General features: G+C 69.2%; 13 protein-coding genes and 1 pseudogene. 8 read left to right on the plus strand and 6 right to left on the minus strand.

The genetic code is table 11. The annotated features are described in order from the left end of the window. The first annotated feature begins 190 nt into the window (after positions 1-190). From WJ35_RS21280 to pdeR, 4 genes are all read left to right on the plus strand, one after another. Positions 191-964: a putative hydro-lyase gene (locus WJ35_RS21280; protein WP_011881367.1), complete on the plus strand. Its 774-nt coding sequence runs from the start codon at positions 191-193 to the stop codon at positions 962-964. Between the two features lie 70 nt (positions 965-1,034). Continuing rightward, positions 1,035-2,342: an MFS transporter gene (locus tag WJ35_RS21285; protein ID WP_059623024.1), complete on the plus strand. Its 1,308-nt coding sequence runs from the start codon at positions 1,035-1,037 to the stop codon at positions 2,340-2,342. Positions 2,343-2,459: 117 nt separating this feature from the next. Continuing rightward, positions 2,460-6,104 carry a hydantoinase B/oxoprolinase family protein gene (locus WJ35_RS21290; RefSeq protein WP_069239931.1) on the plus strand — a complete coding sequence of 1,215 codons (3,645 nt, stop codon included), beginning with the start codon at positions 2,460-2,462 and terminating at the stop codon, positions 6,102-6,104. 671 nt (positions 6,105-6,775) lie between these two features. Next, complete coding sequence (pdeR, locus tag WJ35_RS21295) at positions 6,776-8,779, plus strand: cyclic di-GMP phosphodiesterase (RefSeq protein WP_069239932.1); 2,004 nt, start codon at positions 6,776-6,778, stop codon at positions 8,777-8,779. A 39-nt stretch (positions 8,780-8,818) separates the two neighbouring features. Here pdeR and WJ35_RS21300 read toward each other — a convergent pair. Continuing rightward, a pseudogene (locus WJ35_RS21300) lies at positions 8,819-9,684 on the minus strand (crotonase/enoyl-CoA hydratase family protein). 427 nt (positions 9,685-10,111) lie between these two features. Between WJ35_RS21300 and WJ35_RS21305 the strand changes: the two are divergent. Continuing rightward, the gene (locus tag WJ35_RS21305) at positions 10,112-12,022 is read left to right on the plus strand and encodes a DUF3857 domain-containing transglutaminase family protein (RefSeq protein WP_069240592.1); all 1,911 of its coding nucleotides are present in this window, start codon (positions 10,112-10,114) and stop codon (positions 12,020-12,022) included. A gap of 89 nt (positions 12,023-12,111) precedes the next feature. Here the strand turns inward: WJ35_RS21305 and WJ35_RS21310 are convergent, their stop codons facing one another. Further along, positions 12,112-13,158 (minus strand): AraC family transcriptional regulator, encoded by a 1,047-nt coding sequence (locus tag WJ35_RS21310; protein ID WP_069239933.1) that lies wholly within the window; start codon positions 13,156-13,158, stop codon positions 12,112-12,114. Between the two features lie 67 nt (positions 13,159-13,225). Here WJ35_RS21310 and WJ35_RS21315 point away from each other — a divergent pair, with 67 nt between their 5' ends. Then, positions 13,226-14,437: an MFS transporter gene (locus tag WJ35_RS21315; RefSeq protein ID WP_069239934.1), complete on the plus strand. Its 1,212-nt coding sequence runs from the start codon at positions 13,226-13,228 to the stop codon at positions 14,435-14,437. 82 nt (positions 14,438-14,519) lie between these two features. Here WJ35_RS21315 and WJ35_RS21320 read toward each other — a convergent pair whose 3' ends face one another. Then, positions 14,520-14,987 (minus strand): MarR family winged helix-turn-helix transcriptional regulator, encoded by a 468-nt coding sequence (locus WJ35_RS21320; RefSeq protein ID WP_069239935.1) that lies wholly within the window; start codon positions 14,985-14,987, stop codon positions 14,520-14,522. 82 nt (positions 14,988-15,069) lie between these two features. Between WJ35_RS21320 and WJ35_RS21325 the strand changes: the two genes are divergently transcribed. Together WJ35_RS21325 and WJ35_RS21330 are read left to right on the plus strand one after the other, a co-directional pair. Next, positions 15,070-15,438: a hypothetical protein gene (locus WJ35_RS21325; protein ID WP_069239936.1), complete on the plus strand. Its 369-nt coding sequence runs from the start codon at positions 15,070-15,072 to the stop codon at positions 15,436-15,438. Between the two features lie 94 nt (positions 15,439-15,532). Then, a complete protein-coding gene (locus WJ35_RS21330; RefSeq protein ID WP_069239937.1) occupies positions 15,533-16,150 on the plus strand; it encodes a glutathione S-transferase family protein in 618 nt (205 codons plus the stop codon). A 263-nt stretch (positions 16,151-16,413) separates the two neighbouring features. Here the strand turns inward: WJ35_RS21330 and WJ35_RS21335 are convergent, their stop codons facing one another. The 3 genes from WJ35_RS21335 to WJ35_RS21345 form a co-directional block, all read right to left on the minus strand. After that, complete coding sequence (locus WJ35_RS21335; RefSeq protein WP_069239938.1) at positions 16,414-17,385, minus strand: ornithine cyclodeaminase family protein; 972 nt, start codon at positions 17,383-17,385, stop codon at positions 16,414-16,416. Between the two features lie 111 nt (positions 17,386-17,496). Then, positions 17,497-18,627, minus strand: a complete 1,131-nt coding sequence (locus WJ35_RS21340) for a DSD1 family PLP-dependent enzyme (RefSeq protein ID WP_011881379.1) — start codon at positions 18,625-18,627, stop codon at positions 17,497-17,499. Between the two features lie 93 nt (positions 18,628-18,720). Continuing rightward, positions 18,721-19,665: a LysR family transcriptional regulator gene (locus WJ35_RS21345; protein WP_014724475.1), complete on the minus strand. Its 945-nt coding sequence runs from the start codon at positions 19,663-19,665 to the stop codon at positions 18,721-18,723. Positions 19,666-19,781: the final 116 nt, after the last annotated feature.

A 19,781-nucleotide genomic window follows, 5' to 3' on the forward strand; every position in this document is an offset into this window, starting at 1 on the left:
GTGGGACGCGCAGCTTGCCGGTGAAGAAAACTGAACGGGATCGGGGAAGACCCCGATACGCGTTAAGGAATTCTATACACCGGCAGCAAAAAAACTCGTTGGCCGGCCAATTTTTTCTTTCCTATTCTTCGCCGTATCCGCTGACGCAAGCGCGTCATCCCGACCACCGACCGATCTTCAGAGCACCTACATGACCCCTTCAGAATTCCGCCGGTCCGTACGCAGCGGCGCGTTCCGCGGCCCGACGGCCGGCCAGTGCGGGCCGTTCGCGCAGGCGAACCTCGCCATCCTGCCGAACGCGCATGCGCACGATTTCCTGCGCTTCTGTCATGCGAATCCGAAGGCGTGTCCGCTGCTGGGTGTCGGCGAGCCGGGCGCGTTCCGGGTCGACGTGCTCGGCGCGGATCTCGACGTGCGCACCGACGTGCCGAGCTACAACGTGTACCGCGACGGCCGGCTGACCGAGCGCGTCGATTCGCTCGAAGCGCTGTGGCGCGACGATTTCGTCGTGTTCGCGATCGGCTGCTCGTTCTCGTTCGAGGACATGCTCGCACGCGAAGGGATCGCGCTGCGCCATATCGAAGAAGGCCGCAACGTGCCGATGTACCGCACGTCGATTCCGAACCGCCGGGCGGGCATCTTCGGCGGCCAGCTGGTCGTGTCGATGCGCCCGCTGCGCGGCGCCGACGCGATTCGCGCGGTGCAGATCACGAGCCGCTTTCCCGGCGTGCACGGCGCGCCCATCCATATCGGCCATCCGCGGGCGTTGGGCATCGCCGATCTCGGCGCGCCCGATTTCGGCGACGCGGTGACGGTGCGCGACGACGAGCTGCCGGTGTTCTGGGCGTGCGGCGTGACGCCGCAAACCGCGCTGATGGAAGCGAAGCTGCCGCTCGCGATCGCGCATACGCCCGGCTACATGCTGATCACCGACATGACGAACGCGTCGCTCGCGGTGTTCTGAGCCGGCGTCCGCCGGCGCGACTTACCCGACGCGCATCGACCGAACCGCACACTTCGACAGGAGCTTCACCATGGAAAGCAAGACGCTCGCGGCGCCCGCCGCCGATCCGACGGGCCCCGCACGCAACGACAACGGCCTGTTCGGATGGTATGCGCACGCGCAGCCGCGCGAGCGCCGCGCGTTCTGGAGCTGCAAGGTCGGCTACATGCTCGACGGGATGGACACGCAGATGCTGTCGTTCGTGATCCCGACGCTCGTCGCGACGTGGGGCATTTCGCTCGCGGACGCCGGCTTCATCGGCACGATGACGCTGCTCGCATCGGCGCTCGGCGGCTGGCTCGCGGGCATCCTGTCGGACCGGATCGGCCGCGTGCGCACGCTGCAGCTGACCGTGCTGTGGTTCGCGGTGTTCACCGCAATGTGCGGGCTCGCGCAGAACTACTCGCAGCTGCTCGCGGCGCGCGCGCTGATGGGCTTCGGCTTCGGCGGCGAATGGACGGCCGGCGCGGTGCTGATCGGCGAAGTGATCCGCGCGCGCGACCGCGGCAAGGCGGTCGGGCTCGTGCAGTCGGGCTGGGCGATCGGCTGGGGCCTGGCGGCGCTGCTGTATGCGCTGCTGTTCTCGGTGCTGCCGGCCGAGCAGGCATGGCGCGCGCTGTTCCTCGTCGGCCTCGCGCCCGCGCTGCTGGTGGTCGTGATCCGTCGCTACGTGAAGGAGCCGGACGTCTACGAAAAGGAGAAGGCCGCGCAGCGCGCGACCGACGCGCCGCGCCTCACCGAAATCTTCGCGCCGAAGCTGCTGTCGACCACGCTGCGCGCGGCGCTGCTGACCACCGGCGCGCAGGGTGGCTATTACGCGATCACGACGTGGCTGCCGACGTTCCTGAAGACCGAGCGGCACCTGACCGTGATGGGCACGGGCGGCTATCTCGCGACGATCATCGTCGGCTCGTGGATCGGCTATCTGACGAGCGCCTACCTGACCGACCGTCTCGGCCGCAAGCCGAACTTCATCCTGTTCGCGCTCGGCTCGATGGTGATCGCATTCGCCTACACGTCGCCGGCGCTGCATCTGACGAACACGTCGATGCTGTGGCTCGGCTTTCCGCTCGGCTTCTTCGCGTCGGGCATCTTCTCCGGGATGGGCGCGTTCCTCACCGAGCTGTTCCCGACCCGCGTGCGCGGCTCGGGGCAGGGCTTCTGCTACAACGTCGGCCGCGCAGTCGGCGCGCTGTTTCCGTTCCTGATCGGCGCGCTGTCGAAGCACTACGGGCTCGGCGCGAGCATCGGCATCTTCGCGGTCGCCGCGTACGGCGTGTTGATCGTCGCCGCGCTGACGCTGCCCGAAACGCGCGGCCGCGAACTCGACGCCGCGTAAGCGCACCGCGCCCGCCGCTTCACCTTCCCACGTTCATCGAAGCCCACCCGCGGCGCGCGACGCGCGCCGTGCGGCGGCGCTCGTCCTCCGCTTCAACGACGCATCGACTTCAACGCCATGACCGACCGACACACTTCCCCCGTTTCCTCCGACGCCGCGCGCTGGCAATTCTGGATCGACCGCGGCGGCACGTTCACCGACATCGTCGCGCGCCGCCCGGACGGCACGCTCGTCACGCACAAGCTGCTGTCGGAAAACCCCGAGCAGTATCGCGACGCAGCGGTGGCCGGCATCCGCCAGCTGCTCGGCCTCGCCGACGGCGAGCCGATCACGCCCGAGCGCGTCGAGATGGTGAAGATGGGCACCACGGTCGCGACCAACGCGCTGCTCGAGCGCAACGGCGAGCGCACCGCGCTCGCGACGACCCGCGGCTTTCGCGACGTGCTGCGCATCGCGTATCAGAACCGGCCGCGGCTGTTCGATCTCGACATCGTGCTGCCCGACGCGCTGTACGAGACGGTCGTCGAGATCGACGAGCGGATCGGCGCGCACGGCGACGTCGTCGTGCCGCTCGACCTGCACGGCGCCGAAGCCGCGCTGCGCAGCGTGTTGGATACCGGCGTGCGTGCGCTGGCGATCGTGCTGATCCACGGCTACCGGCACACCGCGCACGAGCGTGCGCTCGCGCTGCTGGCGCGCCGGATCGGCTTCACGCAGGTGTCGGTGTCGCACGAGGTGTCGCCGCTGATGAAGATGGTGCCGCGCGGCGACACGACCGTGGTCGACGCATACCTGTCGCCGATCCTGCGCCGCTACGTCGAGCAGGTCGCGCACGAGATGCCCGGCGTGAACCTGCAGTTCATGCAGAGCAGCGGCGGCCTCACGCGCGCCGACGCGTTCCAGGGCAAGGACGCGATCCTGTCGGGGCCGGCCGGGGGCATCGTCGGGATGGCGCGCGCCGCGCGCGCGGCCGGCTTCGAGCGCGTGATCGGCTTCGACATGGGCGGCACGTCGACCGACGTATCGCACTACCACGGCGAGTTCGAGCGCGTGTTCGACACGCAGGTGGCCGGCGTGCGGATGCGCGCGCCGATGATGAGCATCCACACGGTCGCGGCCGGCGGCGGCTCGGTGCTCGGCTTCGACGGCGCGCGGCTGCGCGTCGGGCCGGAGTCGGCCGGCGCGAACCCCGGGCCGGCCGCATACCGGCGCGGCGGCCCGCTGACGGTGACCGACTGCAACGTGATGCTCGGCAAGATCCAGCCCGAGCACTTCCCGCGCGTGTTCGGCCCGAACGCGGACCAGCCGCTCGATCGCGACGGCGTCGTCGCGAAGTTCGCCGCGCTCGCCGACGAAATCCACGCGGCGACTGGCCGGCGCGAGACGCCCGAGGCGCTCGCCGAAGGCTTCCTGGAGATCGCGATCGGCAGCATGGCGAACGCGATCAAGAAGATTTCCGTGCAGCGCGGCCACGACGTGTCGCGCTACGTGCTGACGACCTTCGGCGGCGCGGGCGGCCAGCACGCGTGCGGCGTGGCCGACGCGCTCGGGATGACGCAGGTGTTCGCGCACCCGCTCGCGGGCGTGCTGTCCGCCTACGGGATGGGGCTCGCCGACCAGACCGCGATGCGCGAGGCCGCGATCGAAGCCGTGTTGTCCGACGCGTCGCTGCCGGCGCTGAACGCGGCGCTCGACCGCCTCGCCGACGACGCGATCGGCGCGCTGCTCGAGCAGGGCGTGGCGCCCGAGCGCATCGCCACCGAGCGGCGCGTGCACCTGCGCTACCAGGGCACCGATTCGGCGCTCGACGTGCCGGCCGGCAGCGTCGCCGCGATGCAGCAGGCGTTCGAGGCCGCGTACCGGCAGCGCTATGCGTTCCTGATGCCCGGCACGCCGCTGGTGGCCGAGCTGGCGTCGGTCGAGGCGATCGGCCGCTCCGACGCGCCGGTCGACGTCGCGCCGCTCGCGCCGCGCGACGCGGCGGCGAGCGTGCCCGTGCACGACACCGTGCGGTTTTATTCGGGCGGCCGCTGGCACGATGCGGCGCTCTACGTGCGCGACGCGCTGCTCGCTGGCGACACGATCGACGGCCCGGCGATCGTCGCCGAGCGCAACGGCACGACGGTCGTGGAGCCGGGCTGGCGCGCGCAGATGACCGCGCAGGGCAACCTCGTGCTGACCCGCACGACGCCGCTGCCGGTGCGCCGCTCGCTCGGCACCGAGGCCGATCCGGTGCGGCTCGAGATCTTCAACAACCTGTTCATGTCGATCGCCGAGCAGATGGGGCTGCGGCTGCAGAACACCGCGTATTCGGTGAACATCAAGGAGCGGCTCGACTTCTCGTGCGCGATCTTCGACGGCGCCGGCAACCTGATCGCGAACGCGCCGCACATGCCCGTGCATCTGGGCTCGATGGGCGAGAGCATCCGCACGGTGATCGAGCGCAACCGCGGCCGCATGCGCGACGGCGACGTGTTCATGCTGAACGATCCGTATCACGGCGGCACGCATCTGCCCGACGTCACGGTGATCACGCCGGTGCTCGCGGACGATGCCGACACGCCGCTGTTCTACGTCGGCTCGCGCGGCCACCACGCGGACATCGGCGGCACCACGCCCGGCTCGATGCCGCCCGATTCGACCCACATCGACGAAGAAGGCGTGCTGATCGACAACTGGCAGCTCGTGTCGGCGGGCGTGCTGCGCGACGCCGAGACGCGCGCGCTGCTCGCGTCGGGCCGCTATCCGGCGCGCAACGTCGAGCAGAACATGGCCGACCTGCGCGCGCAGATCGCGGCGAACCAGAAGGGCGTCGACGAGCTGCGGCGGATGGTCGCGCAGTTCGGCCGCGACGTGGTGGTCGCGTTCATGGCGCACGTGCAGGACAACGCGGAAGAAGCGGTGCGACGCGTGATCGGCGCGCTGCAGGACGGCGCCTATCGCTATCCGCTCGACAACGGCGCGGAGATTCGCGTCGCGATCCGCGTCGACCGCGCGGCGCGCAGTGCGCGGATCGACTTCGGCGGCACGTCCGCGCAGCTCGACAACAACTTCAACGCGCCGAAGGCCGTCTGCATGGCCGCGGTGCTGTACGTGTTCCGCACGCTGGTCGGCGACGACATTCCGCTGAACGCCGGCTGCCTGAAGCCGCTCGACGTGATCGTGCCGGCGCGCTCGATGCTGAACCCCGAGTATCCGGCGGCCGTCGTGTCGGGCAACGTCGAGACGTCGTCGGCGATCACCAATGCGCTGTACGGCGCGCTCGGCTGCGTCGCGTCGAGCCAGGGGACGATGAACAACTTCACGTTCGGCAACGCGCGCTACCAGTACTACGAGACCATCGCGGGCGGCAGCGGTGCCGGCGACGGCTTCGCCGGCGTGGGCGCGGTGCAGACCCACATGACGAACTCGCGGCTGACCGATCCGGAGGTGCTCGAATGGCGCTACCCGGTGCGGCTCGAGTCGCACCGGCTGCGCGCCGATTCCGGCGGGCGCGGGCGCTGGCGCGGCGGCGACGGTGCGGTGCGGCGGATCCGCTTCCTCGAGCCGATGACCGCATCGATCCTGTCGAACAACCGGATCCATGCGCCGTTCGGCGCGGCGGGCGGCCAAGCGGGCGCGCTCGGGCGCAACACGATCGAGCGCGCCGACGGCACCGTCGAGACGCTCGCGCATATCGGCCGCGCGCAGATGGCGGCCGGCGACGTGTTCGTCGTCGAAACGCCGGGCGGCGGCGGTTACGGCTTCGTCGACGGCGAATAGGCATGACGCGCGCCGCGCGGCCGTATGCGCGGCGTGCGATTTTCCGCGCGGGCGGGGCGCCTCGCTGGATTAGTACCGGTTCCACCGCGCGTCGCGTCGCCGCCCGCGTGCCGATATGGATGCGATTCGTCCGATGGAACGCCGCAACGGGACGGGAATTAATATGCGCCACTACGCGTGCATTCTCATGCGTACGGCAATAAAAATACGGCTTTAAGCGCTAATCCGCATTGCGTTCCGACCCCGGCTGGGCACGTGACCGCCGCTCGATTGCCGCGCTCGTCCGCTGCGCCGCAAAGCCCGCCGGACGCGGCTTCCCGACGGCCCCCACCACGTGCTTCGACGCCCGCGCAAGTCGCGGGCGCGATGCGGCGCGCATTCATGGAAAATCGTTGTCAATCATTGCGTGATTCCTTGACACTCGCCGTCAAATGTGAGTGTCAATCCGCATCGTCATTTGATAAGATGGGTTACATCATTCGTTTGAATAATCCTGCGCGCGTCGAGCGCGAATGCCGGGTCGCATTGGTTGAAAACACGTACGGAACGAGGGCCGCTGTCCCTGTCGTCACGACTGCGCCGCCGCGCATGCACGGTGCACCTGCAGCGACCGATGGCAGATGGCTCGCCTCCGTCTACACTATGCGTTTTTTCTGGATCGGGGCGTGTCGATGGATGACGAAAACGATTGCGCGGTACTCGAGGCGCACTTCGGCACGCGCAGCCCGTGCTGGCGCCTGGGCAGCGACAGCAATGCGCTCGAGCTGGCCGCGCAGCGCGGCTGTACCAATGTCGCCGTCGCGCTGACCGGCGAGCAGGCCGCGCGGATCCGCGCGCTGACCGGCGTGACCACCCACCTCGTGCTCGACATCAAGCTGTTCGGCGATCCGGTCAGCCTCCACCTCGTCGGCAAGAAGCTCACGACGGCCGACTGGGCCGGCACCGCGTGCGCATATTCGGACACCGAGTCGGTCGCGCGCGATCTCGCGCATGGCCTCGCATTTGCGGAGCAGGTCGTCTCCGAAGTCAATTCGCTCGTCGTGATCCTCGACCGCAACGGCATCGTGCAGCGCTTCAACCGCCTGTGCGAGGAAGTGACCGGCCGGCGCGAAGTCGACGTGGTCGGCCGCAGCGCGTTCGAGCTGTTCATGAGCGAGGACCAGGGCGCGCAGTCGCGCACCAACATCAGCGGTTTCTTCTCGAGCAACAAGCCGTTCTCGGTCGAGCGCTACATCAACACCATCAACGGCCCGCGCCTGTTCCAGTTCCGCAACAAGTTCGTGCAGAGCGGCAGCGGCGTCGACGAGCAGTTCCTGATCTGCTCGGGCATCGACATCACCGAGGAGCGCAAGGCGCAGCAGCGGCTCATCGAGCTCGCGAACACCGACGTGCTCACCGGCCTGCCGAACCGCCATGCGATCAGCGAGCAGATCAAGACCGTGCTGGCCGGCGACCCCGGCGATAACCTGCTCCAGGTCGGCATCCTGTTCCTCGATCTCGACAACTTCAAGCGCGTCAACGATCACTACGGGCACATCACCGGCGACCGGCTGCTGAAGGACGTGTCGGCGATCATCGCCGGCTGCCTGCCGGAGAATGCGACGCTGGCGCGCCTCGGCGGCGACGAATTCCTGGTGCTGTTCTCGCGCGGCACGCGCCCGCTGCTGGAGGCGACCGCGCAGGTGATCCTCGAGCGGCTGCGCACGCCGATCCATCTCGGGCTGATGGAGGTGTATACGAGCTGCTCGATCGGCATCGCGATGTATCCGCAGCACGGCGACACGCTCGAAACGCTGATCCGCAGCGCCGACACCGCGATGTACGTCGCGAAGGAAGCCGGCAAGCACACGTATCGCGTGTTCTCGGTGGAGATGAACCAGAAGGTCGCGAAGTACATGTGGCTCGACACGAACCTGCGCAAGGCGCTCGAAGAGGAGCAGTTCGTGCTGCATTACCAGCCGATCGTCGACCTCGCGACGGGCGACGTGCATGGCGTCGAGGCGCTGATCCGCTGGCAGTCGCCGGAACGCGGGCTCGTCGCGCCGGTCGAGTTCATCCAGTTCGCGGAGGAGTCCGGGCTGATCGCGCCGCTCGGCCGCTGGGTGATGCACACCGCGGCGGAACAGGCGGCCGCGTGGAAGGAGAGGGGGCTCGAGACGCGCATCGCGATCAACGTGTCCGCGCGGCAGTTGCAGGACCTGAACATCGTGCGCCAGTTCGCGACGATTCTCGACGAGGCGGGCCTGAAGCCGGGCCTGCTCGACATCGAGTTGACCGAAAGCTGCTTCATCGAAGACGAAGGCGCGGCGCTCGCGTTGATGAAGCAGTTCCGCCTGCTCGGCGCGGAGATCCACCTCGACGATTTCGGCACCGGCTATTCGTCGCTGTCGCAGCTGTCGCGCCTGCCGCTCGACACGATCAAGCTCGACCGCAGCTTCATCACCGGCATCGACCGCAATCCGCGTTCGCAGGCGCTGGTGCACTCGGTGGTGGCGCTGGCGCGCGCGCTGAATTTCTCGGTGGTGGCCGAAGGCGTCGAGACGCGCGCCGAAGCCGATTTTCTCAAGCAGATCGACGTCGATCAGGCGCAGGGCTACTACTTCGCGCGGCCGATGGCCGCGCAGGCGTTCGAGCAGTGGCTTACCGAAAAGAGAAAGTTCAGGCTCATCGCCTGAACTTTCCCATCATGCCGTGCCGTCAGGCGACGGCCGGCATCACACCGTGCGCAGCTTCGACACGCGCCGGTTCTGCAGCATCACGAGGCGTTCCATATACGCGAGATCCTTCGGCTCGATCGTGAACGCCGCCCGCACCCAGTCCTCCGTGATGTCCATCAGTTCGGCCCGCGACAGCGGGAACACGCGCTGACGTGCGCGCAGCATCGCGCGAACGCCGTTCAGCTTCGGCCGCAGCACGTCGATGAAGGTGCGCGTCGCGAGAAACGCGTCGCCCGCTTCGAACGTCTGGTCGACGAGGCCGTGATCCGCGTACCACTCGGCGACGTGCGGCTCGCCGTTCGCGATCAGTTCCCCTCCGCGAGGCGCCGGTGCGCCTTGCGCGCGACGAGCGAATAGCCGCCCATCCCCGGGAACAGGTTGAACGCGATCTCGGGGAAGCCGAGCTTCACGCCCTTCTGCGCGAGCACGTAGTGGTGCGCGAGCGCGGCCTCGAAACCGCCGCCGAGCGCGCTGCCCTCGACCATCGCGATCGAGATCGCGCCGGCGCCGAAGCCCGTGTAGATCTCGAATACACCGTCGATGCAGGAGCGCGCATACGCGACCAGCTGGTCGCGCCTGCCGCTGCGGATCGCGTCGACGAAGAAGCTCAGGTCGCCTCCGACGTTGAACAGCTCGGGGACGAGCGAGCCCGTCACCCAGAAGTCGAATGGCAGCCCGGTCTCCCGTGCGACGCGCGCGAGATGGATGATGTCGGTCACGAGCTGCTGGTTGAAGCACGGCCGCGGTTCGGAGCGAAGCATCATCCACATGACGTTGCGGCCTTCTTCGTAGAACGCGGTCAATTGCGTGAGTTCGCCTGCTTCATGGAACGGACGGCACGCCGGATGGGATTGGAGTTGCATGGTATGTCCTCGTGAGATGTGGTTCTTCGGAAAGCGCCGCGGCCGGCGTCGCGGAAAAACAGGCCCCCGGACGGCGCCGGTCGCGAGGCACCGCCATTGTTGCGCGCGCACAAATGCCGAAATGCGGGGAACAACGCACGAGTTGGGCGCTTACGCGAGCCGCGCACGCGGCGAGCGATGTGATCGCGCGAGTGGAGAGGGAGGGGTGGTGCCGCGCGCGTGCGCTTGCCGCGCGGCGGCGGCGATGGGCAGGGTGGTTTCGTGCGGGGCGAGCGAATGCCGGGCGGGTTGACGCTGGGCGGTGCGGCGAACACACTGGCTGCTCGAACTGAGCGAGCCGACCTCATCGGCTCGCGCTCGTTGCAGCCGGCGCCGATACGCCGGCCGAATTCCTGACCCGAACCCCCACGCGTTGGAGCGCTTCGACGTGGTGCGATTTCCCTTCCGCCGGTCCGGCAGCGGGCCGCGTCGCGCCTTTGCATGGGCGGCGGTCGCCGCCGTCGCGCTGACCGCCGCGCGCCCCGTGCCCGCCGCCGACACGGGCGACGCGGCGCCCGTCACGCTCGTCGACGATGTCCACGAATTCGTGATCCAGCGCGACGGCTCGCTCGAGGAGCACGACGATGCGACGCTGCGCGCGAACAACGCGAACGGCATCGACGCGATCGCGCAGCGCTACGTGTGGTTCGACAAGGATCTCGAGAAGGTCGACCTGCTCGCGGCGCAGACGCTCGATCGCGACGGCGTCGCGCATCCGGTCGGCCCGGACGCGATCCGCGACGTGCAGGAGCCGCGTTCCGCCGGCGCGCCGACGTTTCAGGACGGCGTGCTGCGCACGGTCGTGTTCCCCGGCGTCGAAGCCGGTTCGCGCACGCGCGTCGCGTTCCGCAAGGTGCGGACCCGGCCGCTCAATCCCGGTTTTTTCGGCTACTTCGTCGAGCCGTCGCGCGATCCGGTCGATTACCAGCGGCTGGTTTTCGACGTGCCGGCCGACATGCCGCTCCATGCCGACGCGCGCGGCTACGTCGCGTTGCCGCCGGTGACCGCGAACGGCCGCACGCGCTACGCGTTCGAATACCGTCACGGCCCGTATGACCGGATCGAGCTCGGCGCGGTCGGCTATCCGACCGACGGCGACCGGCTGATGGTGTCGACGCTGCCCGACTATGCCGCGTTCGCCGCGCGCTACCGCGACGCGGCGGTGGACCCGGGCGTGGACGATCCCGCAGTCGTGCAGCTTGCGCGCGCGCTCACCGCGAACGCGTCCGACCCGCACGACAAGGCGCGCATCCTGTACGACTGGGTGCGGGCGAACGTGCGCTACGTCGCGCTGTTTCTCGGCGAGACCGCCGCCGCGCCGCACCGCGTGACCGACATCCTGCGCAACCGCTACGGCGACTGCAAGGATCATGTCGCGCTGTTCGGCGCGCTGCTCGCGGCGGTCGGCATCCGCAGCGAGCCGGTGCTGCTCAACCTCGGGTCCGTGTATACGCTGCCGTCGGTGCCGGGCTACGGCGGCGGCGCGGTCAATCACGCGATCACGTGGCTGCCCGATCTCGGGCTGTACGCCGACACGACCACCGGCGGCATCGCGTTCGGCTACCTGCCGCCGATCGTGATGGACCGGCCGGCGCTGCTCGTCGACACCGGCGTGCTGGCGCGCACGCCGGCCACGCAGCCGCGGCGCCGCACCGCGCGGCTCGCGATCGATGCGGCGCAGGCGGGCGCCGCGCCGTTCCACGCATTCGTCGAAGACGACGGCTGGACCGCCGAACTCGAGCGCAACGTGTTCCGCCGTGCGCCGGCCGAGCGGATCGGTCAGCTCGCGAACGAACGCCTGCGGCAAACCGGGCTGCGCGGCCGCGCGCAGATCGAGACGAGCGATCGCCGCGCGACGGACGGCCCGTTCGACGTGACGTTTGCCGGCACGCTCGACCACGTCGTCTGGCCGGACGGCACGACCGCGGTGCCGGCGCTGTCGAGCCTGACCGGCGGGATCGCGACGCAGATCGAAGGGTGGCTCGCCGAACCGATGCGCACGCAACCATGGACCTGCATCGGCGGCACGTTCGACGAGACCGGCCAGATCGCGCTGCCGGCCGGCGCGGCGCTGACGGACCTGCCGGCCGACACGATCGTGCATGGGCGCTTCGTCGACTTCACGTCGCATTACGTGTTCGACCCGGTCGCGCGCATCGTGCAGGTCACGCGCCGGATGACGGCGGCGTTCGGCACACAGGTTTGTTCACCTGAAGTGTTCGCGGCGTTGCGCGGTTCGCTGGAGCGTATCGAACGCGATACGCAGGCACAGATCGTCGTGCGGGTCGGGCAACGGTGAGCGTCGAGTGCGGTGTGATGGGAGGCGCGGTCGAAACCAACGCCGCGGCAACCAAACCCAGCCCCGCCGCATCGACCGAGCCACTCCCCCTAAACCTCCGCCCGCGCATCGCCCTCCGCACGCACCGCACCGGGCGGCCGGCCGACCACCCGCTTGAACGCGCGGCTGAACGCCGCGAGCGACCCATACCCGAGCCGATACGCAACCGTCTCGATCGGTTCGCGATCGCGCGCGATCCATTGCGCGGCGAGCCGCATCCGCAGCTCGGTCAGGTAGCGCACGGGCGTCATCCCGGTCGCAGCGAGAAACCGCTCGGCGAACACCGAGCGCGACACGCCGGCTTCGGCCGCGAGTTCGGCGACGCTCCAGGTGCGGCCCGGTTCGCGATGCAGCGCGACGATCGCGCGGCCGAGCTTCGGATCGCGCAGCGCCTGCACCCAGCCGGTCGCGGCGCCGCAGCCGCATTCGACCCAGCCGCGCACGATGAACGCGGCCACCACGTCCGCGAGCCGCGCGAGGATGCCCGCGAATCCCGCGCGCTCGGTGCACGACTCGCGCTCCATCGCGTCGAGCATCGTCCGGAGCTCGGGATAGCGGGCGAGCAGCGTGCCGACCAGCATCACCTCGGGCATCGTCGCGACGAGCGGCTGCATGCCGCCGAGATCGAGCTCCATGCAGCCGCTGAAGATCAGCGCGTCGCCGGCATCCGCGCCCGCGGCGCTGCGCGTTGCGGCGTCGACCGACGCGACCGTGTCGCAGATTTTCGCGGCCGCGAAGCCGTCGATTTCGCGGCACGGCGCGTCCGGCTCCGACACCAGCGCATGCTCGCCGCCGTGCGGCAGCAGGATCGCGTCGCCGGCTTCGAGCCGGTAGGTTGCGCCGCCCGACGTGCGCAGCAGCACCGGCCCGCGCCCGACGAAGTGGAATTGCGCGCGGCCGCGCGCGTTGTCGAAGCGCACGCCGAACGGCCGCGCGACCTGGATGCGGCGGTACTGGACGCCGCTCAGGCGCATCCCGAGCAGCAGTTCGCTGACGAGGTCGTGCGCGTCGGACACGGGTGCGGCGGGTGGGGCGGCGATCTGCGGGTCTGCCATCGGTTTCGGACGATCGATCAATATTTGCGGATTGTATGTCATAGACCGTCCTGTCGTCGTTCCTTACGATACGCGGTCATTGGCACCTTTTTACGGAATGGAACGACGCATGAATCCGATCAATCAGCCCGCCGGCTCGACGGCGGCGCCCGGCGAGCCTGCGTGGGGCGCGGTTTTCGCGATGACGCTCGGCGTGTTCGGGCTCGTCACGGCGGAATTCCTGCCGGCGAGCCTGCTCACGCCGATGGCTGAGAGCCTCGGCGTGACGGAAGGCATCGCCGGCCAGGCGGTCACGGCGACCGCGACGGTCGCGCTCGTGACGAGCCTGCTGATCGCCGCCGCGACCCGCACCATCGACCGGCGGCGCGTGCTGCTCGCGTTCTCGGCGCTGCTGGTCGTGTCCAATCTCGCCGTCGCGTTCGCGACCAACCTGACGACGATCCTGATCGGCCGCGTGCTGCTCGGCATAGCGCTCGGCGGCTTCTGGACCATGTCGACCGCGACCGCGATGCGGCTCGTGCCGACCGCGATGGTGCCGCGCGCGCTGTCGGTCATCTTCAGCGGCGTGGCCGTCGCGACGATCGCGGCCGCGCCGCTCGGCAGCTATTTCGGTCACCTGATCGGCTGGCGCAACGTGTTCCTGATCGCGGCCGCGCTCGGCGTCGTCGCGCTCGCGGCGCAGGTCGCGACGCTGCCCGGCATGGCGCCGTCCGGCACGACGCGGCTGCGCACGCTGGTCGACGTGCTGCGGCGGCCGACGGTCGGCCTCGGGATGTTCGCGACGACGCTCGTGTTCACCGGGCATTTCGCGTTCTTCACGTATCTGCGGCCGTTTCTCGAGCAGGTCGCGGGCGTCGGCGTGAACGGGTTGTCGGCGATCCTGCTCGGCTACGGCGTCGCGAACTTCGTCGGCACGTCGCTCGCCGGCCGCGTGCTCGAGCACCGGCTGCGGCCGATGCTGATCGCGATGCCCGCGCTGATGGTCGTGCTCGGCGTCGCGCTGGTCGCGCTCGGCCGCGCGCCGCTCGTCGACGCGGTGCTGGTCGCGCTGTGGGGGATGGCGTTCGGGGGCGTGCCGGTTGCGTGGTCGACGTGGGTCACGCGCACGGTGCCGGATGAGGCGGAGAGCGCGGGCGGGCTGATCGTCGCGGCGGTTCAGCTGGCGATCGCGACCGGTGCGGCGGCGGGCGGCGTGGTGTTCGATGCGAACGGCGCGGCGGGGGTGTTCGTCGGCGCGGCGGTCGTGCTGGCCGTCGCGGTCGCGACGATCGTGACGGGCGTGCCGAAGCGCGCCGGCGTCGCGGCGGCGCTCGCCGAGTGACGTGCACGCGGGCCGATCGGCCCGCTGCCGCCCGGCTGCGGCAAGCATCAACCCGCTGCATCAACCAGCTATGACGCGCGCCTCAGCCGCGCGTCGCCGGGTCTTCCGACAGCATGCGCAACTGGTCGCGCAGCACGTCGACTTGCTCCGGTGCGAACGACTTTTCGATGTCGGCATGCGCTTGCTGCCACAGCGGAAACGCGTCGGCGAGCAGCTGGCGGCCGGCCGGCGTGAGTTCGAGCAGACGGCTGCGCCCGTCGTCCGGATCCTGAGCGATCGTGAGCAGCCCGCGCCGCTCGAGCGGCTTGAGCGCGGCCGTCAGCGTCGTGCGATCCATCGCCAGCAGCGACGCCACGTATTTCATCGTCGCCGGCTGCGGCCGGTTCAGCGACATCAGCAGCGAGAACTGCCCGTTCGTGAGGTCGAGCGGACGCAGCGCGTCGTCGAAGATGCGCGCGAGGTTGCGCGCCGCCCGCTGCATGTGCAGGCACAGGCAGCAGTCGCGCACCATCAGCGTCGTTTCGAAGGGGAGCCTGGCTGTACGGGACATGTTGCAATTGTGTTGATATCAACCTATTGTGTCAAGGGCGAGGTGCGGCAGCCTGCCGCGCCCGCCACCGGACGGAGGAAGCATGGATGCTCGACAGCAGTTGTATCTCGCGGTTTTCGTCGGCAGCAAGGACAGTGCGCCCATGAAGGCGTGGCTCGCGCTGTCGGAGGACGAGCGGCGCGCACGCGAGCGGGACGGAATGGCCGCGTGGCATGCGTGGGTCGACCGGCATCGCGATGCGATCGTCGAGCTCGGCGGGCCGCTCGGCAAGACCAAGACGATCGGCGAGCACGGCATCGCCGATACGGCCAACGCGCTGACGGCCTTTACGGTCGTGCGCGCCGCTTCGCACGAAGACGCGGCCAGGATGTTCGAAAGCCATCCGCATTTCACGATCTTTCCGGGCGAGACGATCGACGTGATGCCGATTCTGCCGGTGCCCGGCATGTGAGCGGCGGCACGCGCTGCGCGCGACCGACGCCGGCCGTGGTCGGACACGACGCGGCCCGCGCGACATGACACACAATCTGGACGGAGACATTGCGATGAAGCTTTACGGATTCGCCGGAACCCGTTCGCAGCGCGCGCTATGGGGGCTCAAGGAGCTCGATGCGGATTTCGAATTCATCTCGGTCAACCTGCTCGAGGGCGAGCACAAGCGGCCCGAATTCCTGCGCCTCAATCCCGCGGGCAAGGTCCCCGTGCTGGTGGACGGCGACCTCGTGATTCCCGAATCGGCGGCAATCGTGCTGTATCTCGCGGACAAGTACCCGCAGAAGGCGCTGCTGCCGGTCGATCTCGCCGCGCGGGCGCAGGCCTATCGCTGGGTCATGTTCGCGGTCACCGAGCTCGAGCAGCCGCTGTGGAGAATCACCCGGCACACGATGCTCTATCCGCCGGACAAGCGCCTGCCGGCCGATATCGCGCTGGCGCGGGAGGATTTCGTGAACATGGCGGCGATCCTCGACAGGCATCTCGACGGGCGTGCGTTCATCGTCGGCGACGCGCTGACGGTTGCCGACTGCGTGACGGCCTATCTGATCGACTGGGCCGGCGAATGCCAGTTGCTCGATACGTTCCCGCAATTGCAGGCGTATCTCGAACGCCTGTATGCGCGCCCGAAGGCGCCGCAACGGATCGCGCAGGCGCGTCAGGCGGCGTGACGGGGCGGGCGCCGTCACGCCGCTTCGTTGGGGCTGCCGAAGGCGCGACTCGGGATCGACGGGTTGTGAGCGGAGCGGGCGATGTCGATCGGCGGTGCGTCGTCGACGCAATTTGCCTCGTGCGCGCTGAAGGTCGTATCCGTTGGGCTCGTGCGCGCGTGTCGAGCCGCATGCGCGCACCGCAACGCATCGTCGAAGTCAAACGTGCTTGCGCATACGCGAGATGACCGCATGGCGACGCAACCTGCCGCGCGCGGCGGCGCTCACCATGGCCACGGAACGCGGTGGCCTGCGCCGTGCTCGACGGCCTGTCGATAGACGACGCGCGCGACGGTCAGATCCTGTAGCGCGAGGCCCGTCATGTCGAACACGGTGATGTCGTGCGCCGCACGATCGACCGTGACGACGCCCGCGAGCACGTCGCCGATCTCGATGCGCGGCAGCTCGGGCGCCCATTGGCATTCGCCGATGCTGCGCGCCTGCTCGTGATCGTCGACGAAGATTCGCGCGCGCGCCAACAGGTGTTCGGGAAGTTCGCGCTTGCCTGCCGTGTCGGCGCCCACGCAAGTCAGGTGGGTGCCCGGCTGCACTGCGGCGGCGTCGAACAGCGGGCCGCGGCCGGGCGTCGCCGTGATCACCACGTCGCTGCCGGCCACCGCATCGTTGCGGTCGCGCGCGGCCCGGATGTCGCAGCGTGCGCTGAATGCCGACTCGAACCCCGGCTCCGGTTCGCCGCTGACGTTCACGTACTGCACCGTGCAACGCTGCGGCAGCAGCGCGAGCGTCCGGTCGAGCTGGACGCGCGCCTGCACCCCCGTGCCGAACACGCAGATTCGGGCGCTTTCGGGGCGCGCAAGCAGCTGCAGCCCGAGGCCGCCCGCCGCACCGGTCCGCGCGGTGGTGATCGCATTGCCGTCCATGATGCACAGCGGCCGGCCCGTGTGCGGGTCGAACAGCGCGACGGTTGCCTGGTGAGGCTCGCCGCCCCGGCCCCGGTTGCCTGGCCAGAATCCGGCCGCCTTGAATCCGAGAAGGTCCTGGCTTGCGACGTCGCCGGACTTGATGCCGAATACGCCGCCCGTGTGCAGCTTCTCGCGGACCACCGGGAAGACGCGCCCGGCGCGCCGACTGTGCAGCAGGAAAGCGTCGCGCACGGCCGCCGTCACCTGTTCGGCCTGAAGCGCGGGCCCGACGGCATCACGATCGAGAAGCAGGAGCTGGGCGTCTGACGGCATGGCGGGCGAGCCTGTGGAAAGATGATGCAAAGTGGAATTCGATGAGGCGACTGTCGTTGAACAAACGGTTGCCTCGACGTTGAATCGCAACGGCCGCGATGGCCGGCGCTTTTACCACCCGTAGAAACGCGGCCAAGTCTGCGTCGCGCCGTCGCGCGTCAGCGCACGGTATTCCGGATGTTGCGCACCGGTCGCGCACGCGTGATTCGGCAGAATCCGCAAGCGGGTGCCGATCGGAAACCGCTTCGCGATATCCGGATCCGGCGTGCCGCTGCGCGACACGATCCCATGCTCCTGATTCGCCGAGCTCATCAGATAGCCGTCGAGCGCGTCGCCGGCTTCAGTGCACACCTGACCGTAGCCGAAGTCCCGCGCCTGCCGCTGCGTGCCGCGATCGCGGCTCATCGCCATCCAGCCCGCATCGACGATCGCCCAGCCTTTCTCTTCCTGGTGGCCGATGACGGTGGTCAGCACCGACAGCGCGATGTCGGACAGCGCGCACACGCCGATGTTGTGCATCACGAGGTCGAACATCACGTACACGCCCGCGCGGACTTCCGTCACGCCGTCGAGGTTCGCCGCGGACAGCGCGGTCGGCGTCGAGCCGATGCTGACGACGTCGCACGGCAAGCCCGCCGCCCGCAGGCGCTGCGCGGCGTGCACGGTGCGCGCGCGCTCCTGTTCGGCGATCGCGACCAGCGCGTCGTGCGTGTCGTATTCGTAGCTCGAGCCGGCGTGAGCCAGGACGCCGCCGAGCGTCATGCCGCCAGCGGCGAGCGTGCGCCCCACGTCGATCAGCAAGTCGTCGTCGGGGCGGATCCCCGAACGGTGACCGTCGACGTCGATCTCGATCCAGACTTCGAAGCGCTCGCCATGCTCGCGGCCGAACGCCGCGATCGCCTGCGCGGTGTGCAGGCTGTCGGCGACGATCTTCAGGTCGCAGCCGCGCCGGCGCAGCGCGAGCGCCTGCGGGAGCCGGGCGGGAATCATCCCGACCGCATAGACGATGTCGCGCACGCCGCTCGCGAAGAACTGCTCGGCCTCCTTCAGCGTCGACACCGTGATGCCGCGCGCGCCGGCCGCGATCTGCGCGTCCACGACCTGTTGGCACTTGGTCGTCTTCACGTGCGGCCGGAACGCGACGCCGAATGCGTCCAGATGCGCGTGCAAGCGCGCGATGTTGGCGTGCATCCGATCGACGTCGATCAGTGCGGCGGGGGTGGTGACGGTGGGGATGCCCATGATGCGTTGCCTCGATGGTTGGCGACGCACACACTCTACGGCGTTCGACTCGCCGCGGGTTTAACGCGGCGGAAATCGGTCATTAACACCAATTTAATGAGGGGCGGGCGGCGGCACCTTCGCGCGCCACGGCGGCGGCGCGAGAAATTGCGTGGCCGCTTCGAGGAACACCCGTTGTCGCGCGGAACGGCCCGTGCGCGACGGCAGCAGCGCGGTCACCGGCGCGGGCGGCAGATGCCAGTCGGGCAGCAGCCTGACCAGCTTGCCGCTCGCCAGCAGCGGCGCGACGTCCCATTCGGAGCGTTCGACGATGCCGAGCCCCGCGAGCGCCCAGTCGGTGATCACGGTGCCGTCGTTCGACGACAGCGCGCCCGTCACGCGGATCACGGCCGAGCGCCTGGCGTCGCCTTCGCCGTCGCCGGCTTGCGAGAAGCGCCAGCGGACGATGTCTTCGTCGTTCTCGCGCAGGCACAGGCAGTCGTAGCGGGCGAGGTCGGACGGATGGCTCAGTGCGCCGATGCGGCGTGCGTAACCGGGGCTTGCGCACAGGAAGCGTTCGTTGGGCGCGAGCGGATAGCCGATCCACGACGACGATTTCAGGCTGCCGACGTGGATCACCACATCGGCGCCCGACGCGCTCGTCAACGGGCTCTCCGACAGATGCAGCGAGATCTCGAGCTTCGGATGCGCACGCTGCACGTCGCGCACGATGCGCGCGACGTACTTGCGCCCGAAGCCGAACGGCGCGACGACGCGCAGCGTGCCTTGCACGTCGCCGTGATCGCCGGAGAGGCTGAGCGGCAACGCTTCGACGCGCTCGAGAATCGCGACGGCTTCCTGGTACAGCCGCTGCCCTTCGTCGGTCAGCGCGATGCCTTTCGACTGCCGCACCGCGAGCCGGACCTCGAGCCGCGCCTCCATCCGCTGCAGGCGCAGCGTGACCGCGGGCGGCGTGAGGTCGAGCAGGCGCGCGGCAGACGCCAGCGAGCGTGACGCGCCGATCGCGCGAACGAGCCGAAGATCTTCGAGGTCGAGCATGAAATGTCCGTTGATGCTGGCGTGGCCGGGCATCGATTAAACCGCACTTGGCGCGCGGAATCCATCGCTGCGCAGCGGTTGTGACGCCGGATTCCATCCGCGGCCAGCAACAATCA

The organism is Burkholderia ubonensis, from assembly GCF_001718695.1.
GTDB classification, from domain to species: Bacteria; Pseudomonadota; Gammaproteobacteria; order Burkholderiales; family Burkholderiaceae; genus Burkholderia; species Burkholderia ubonensis_B.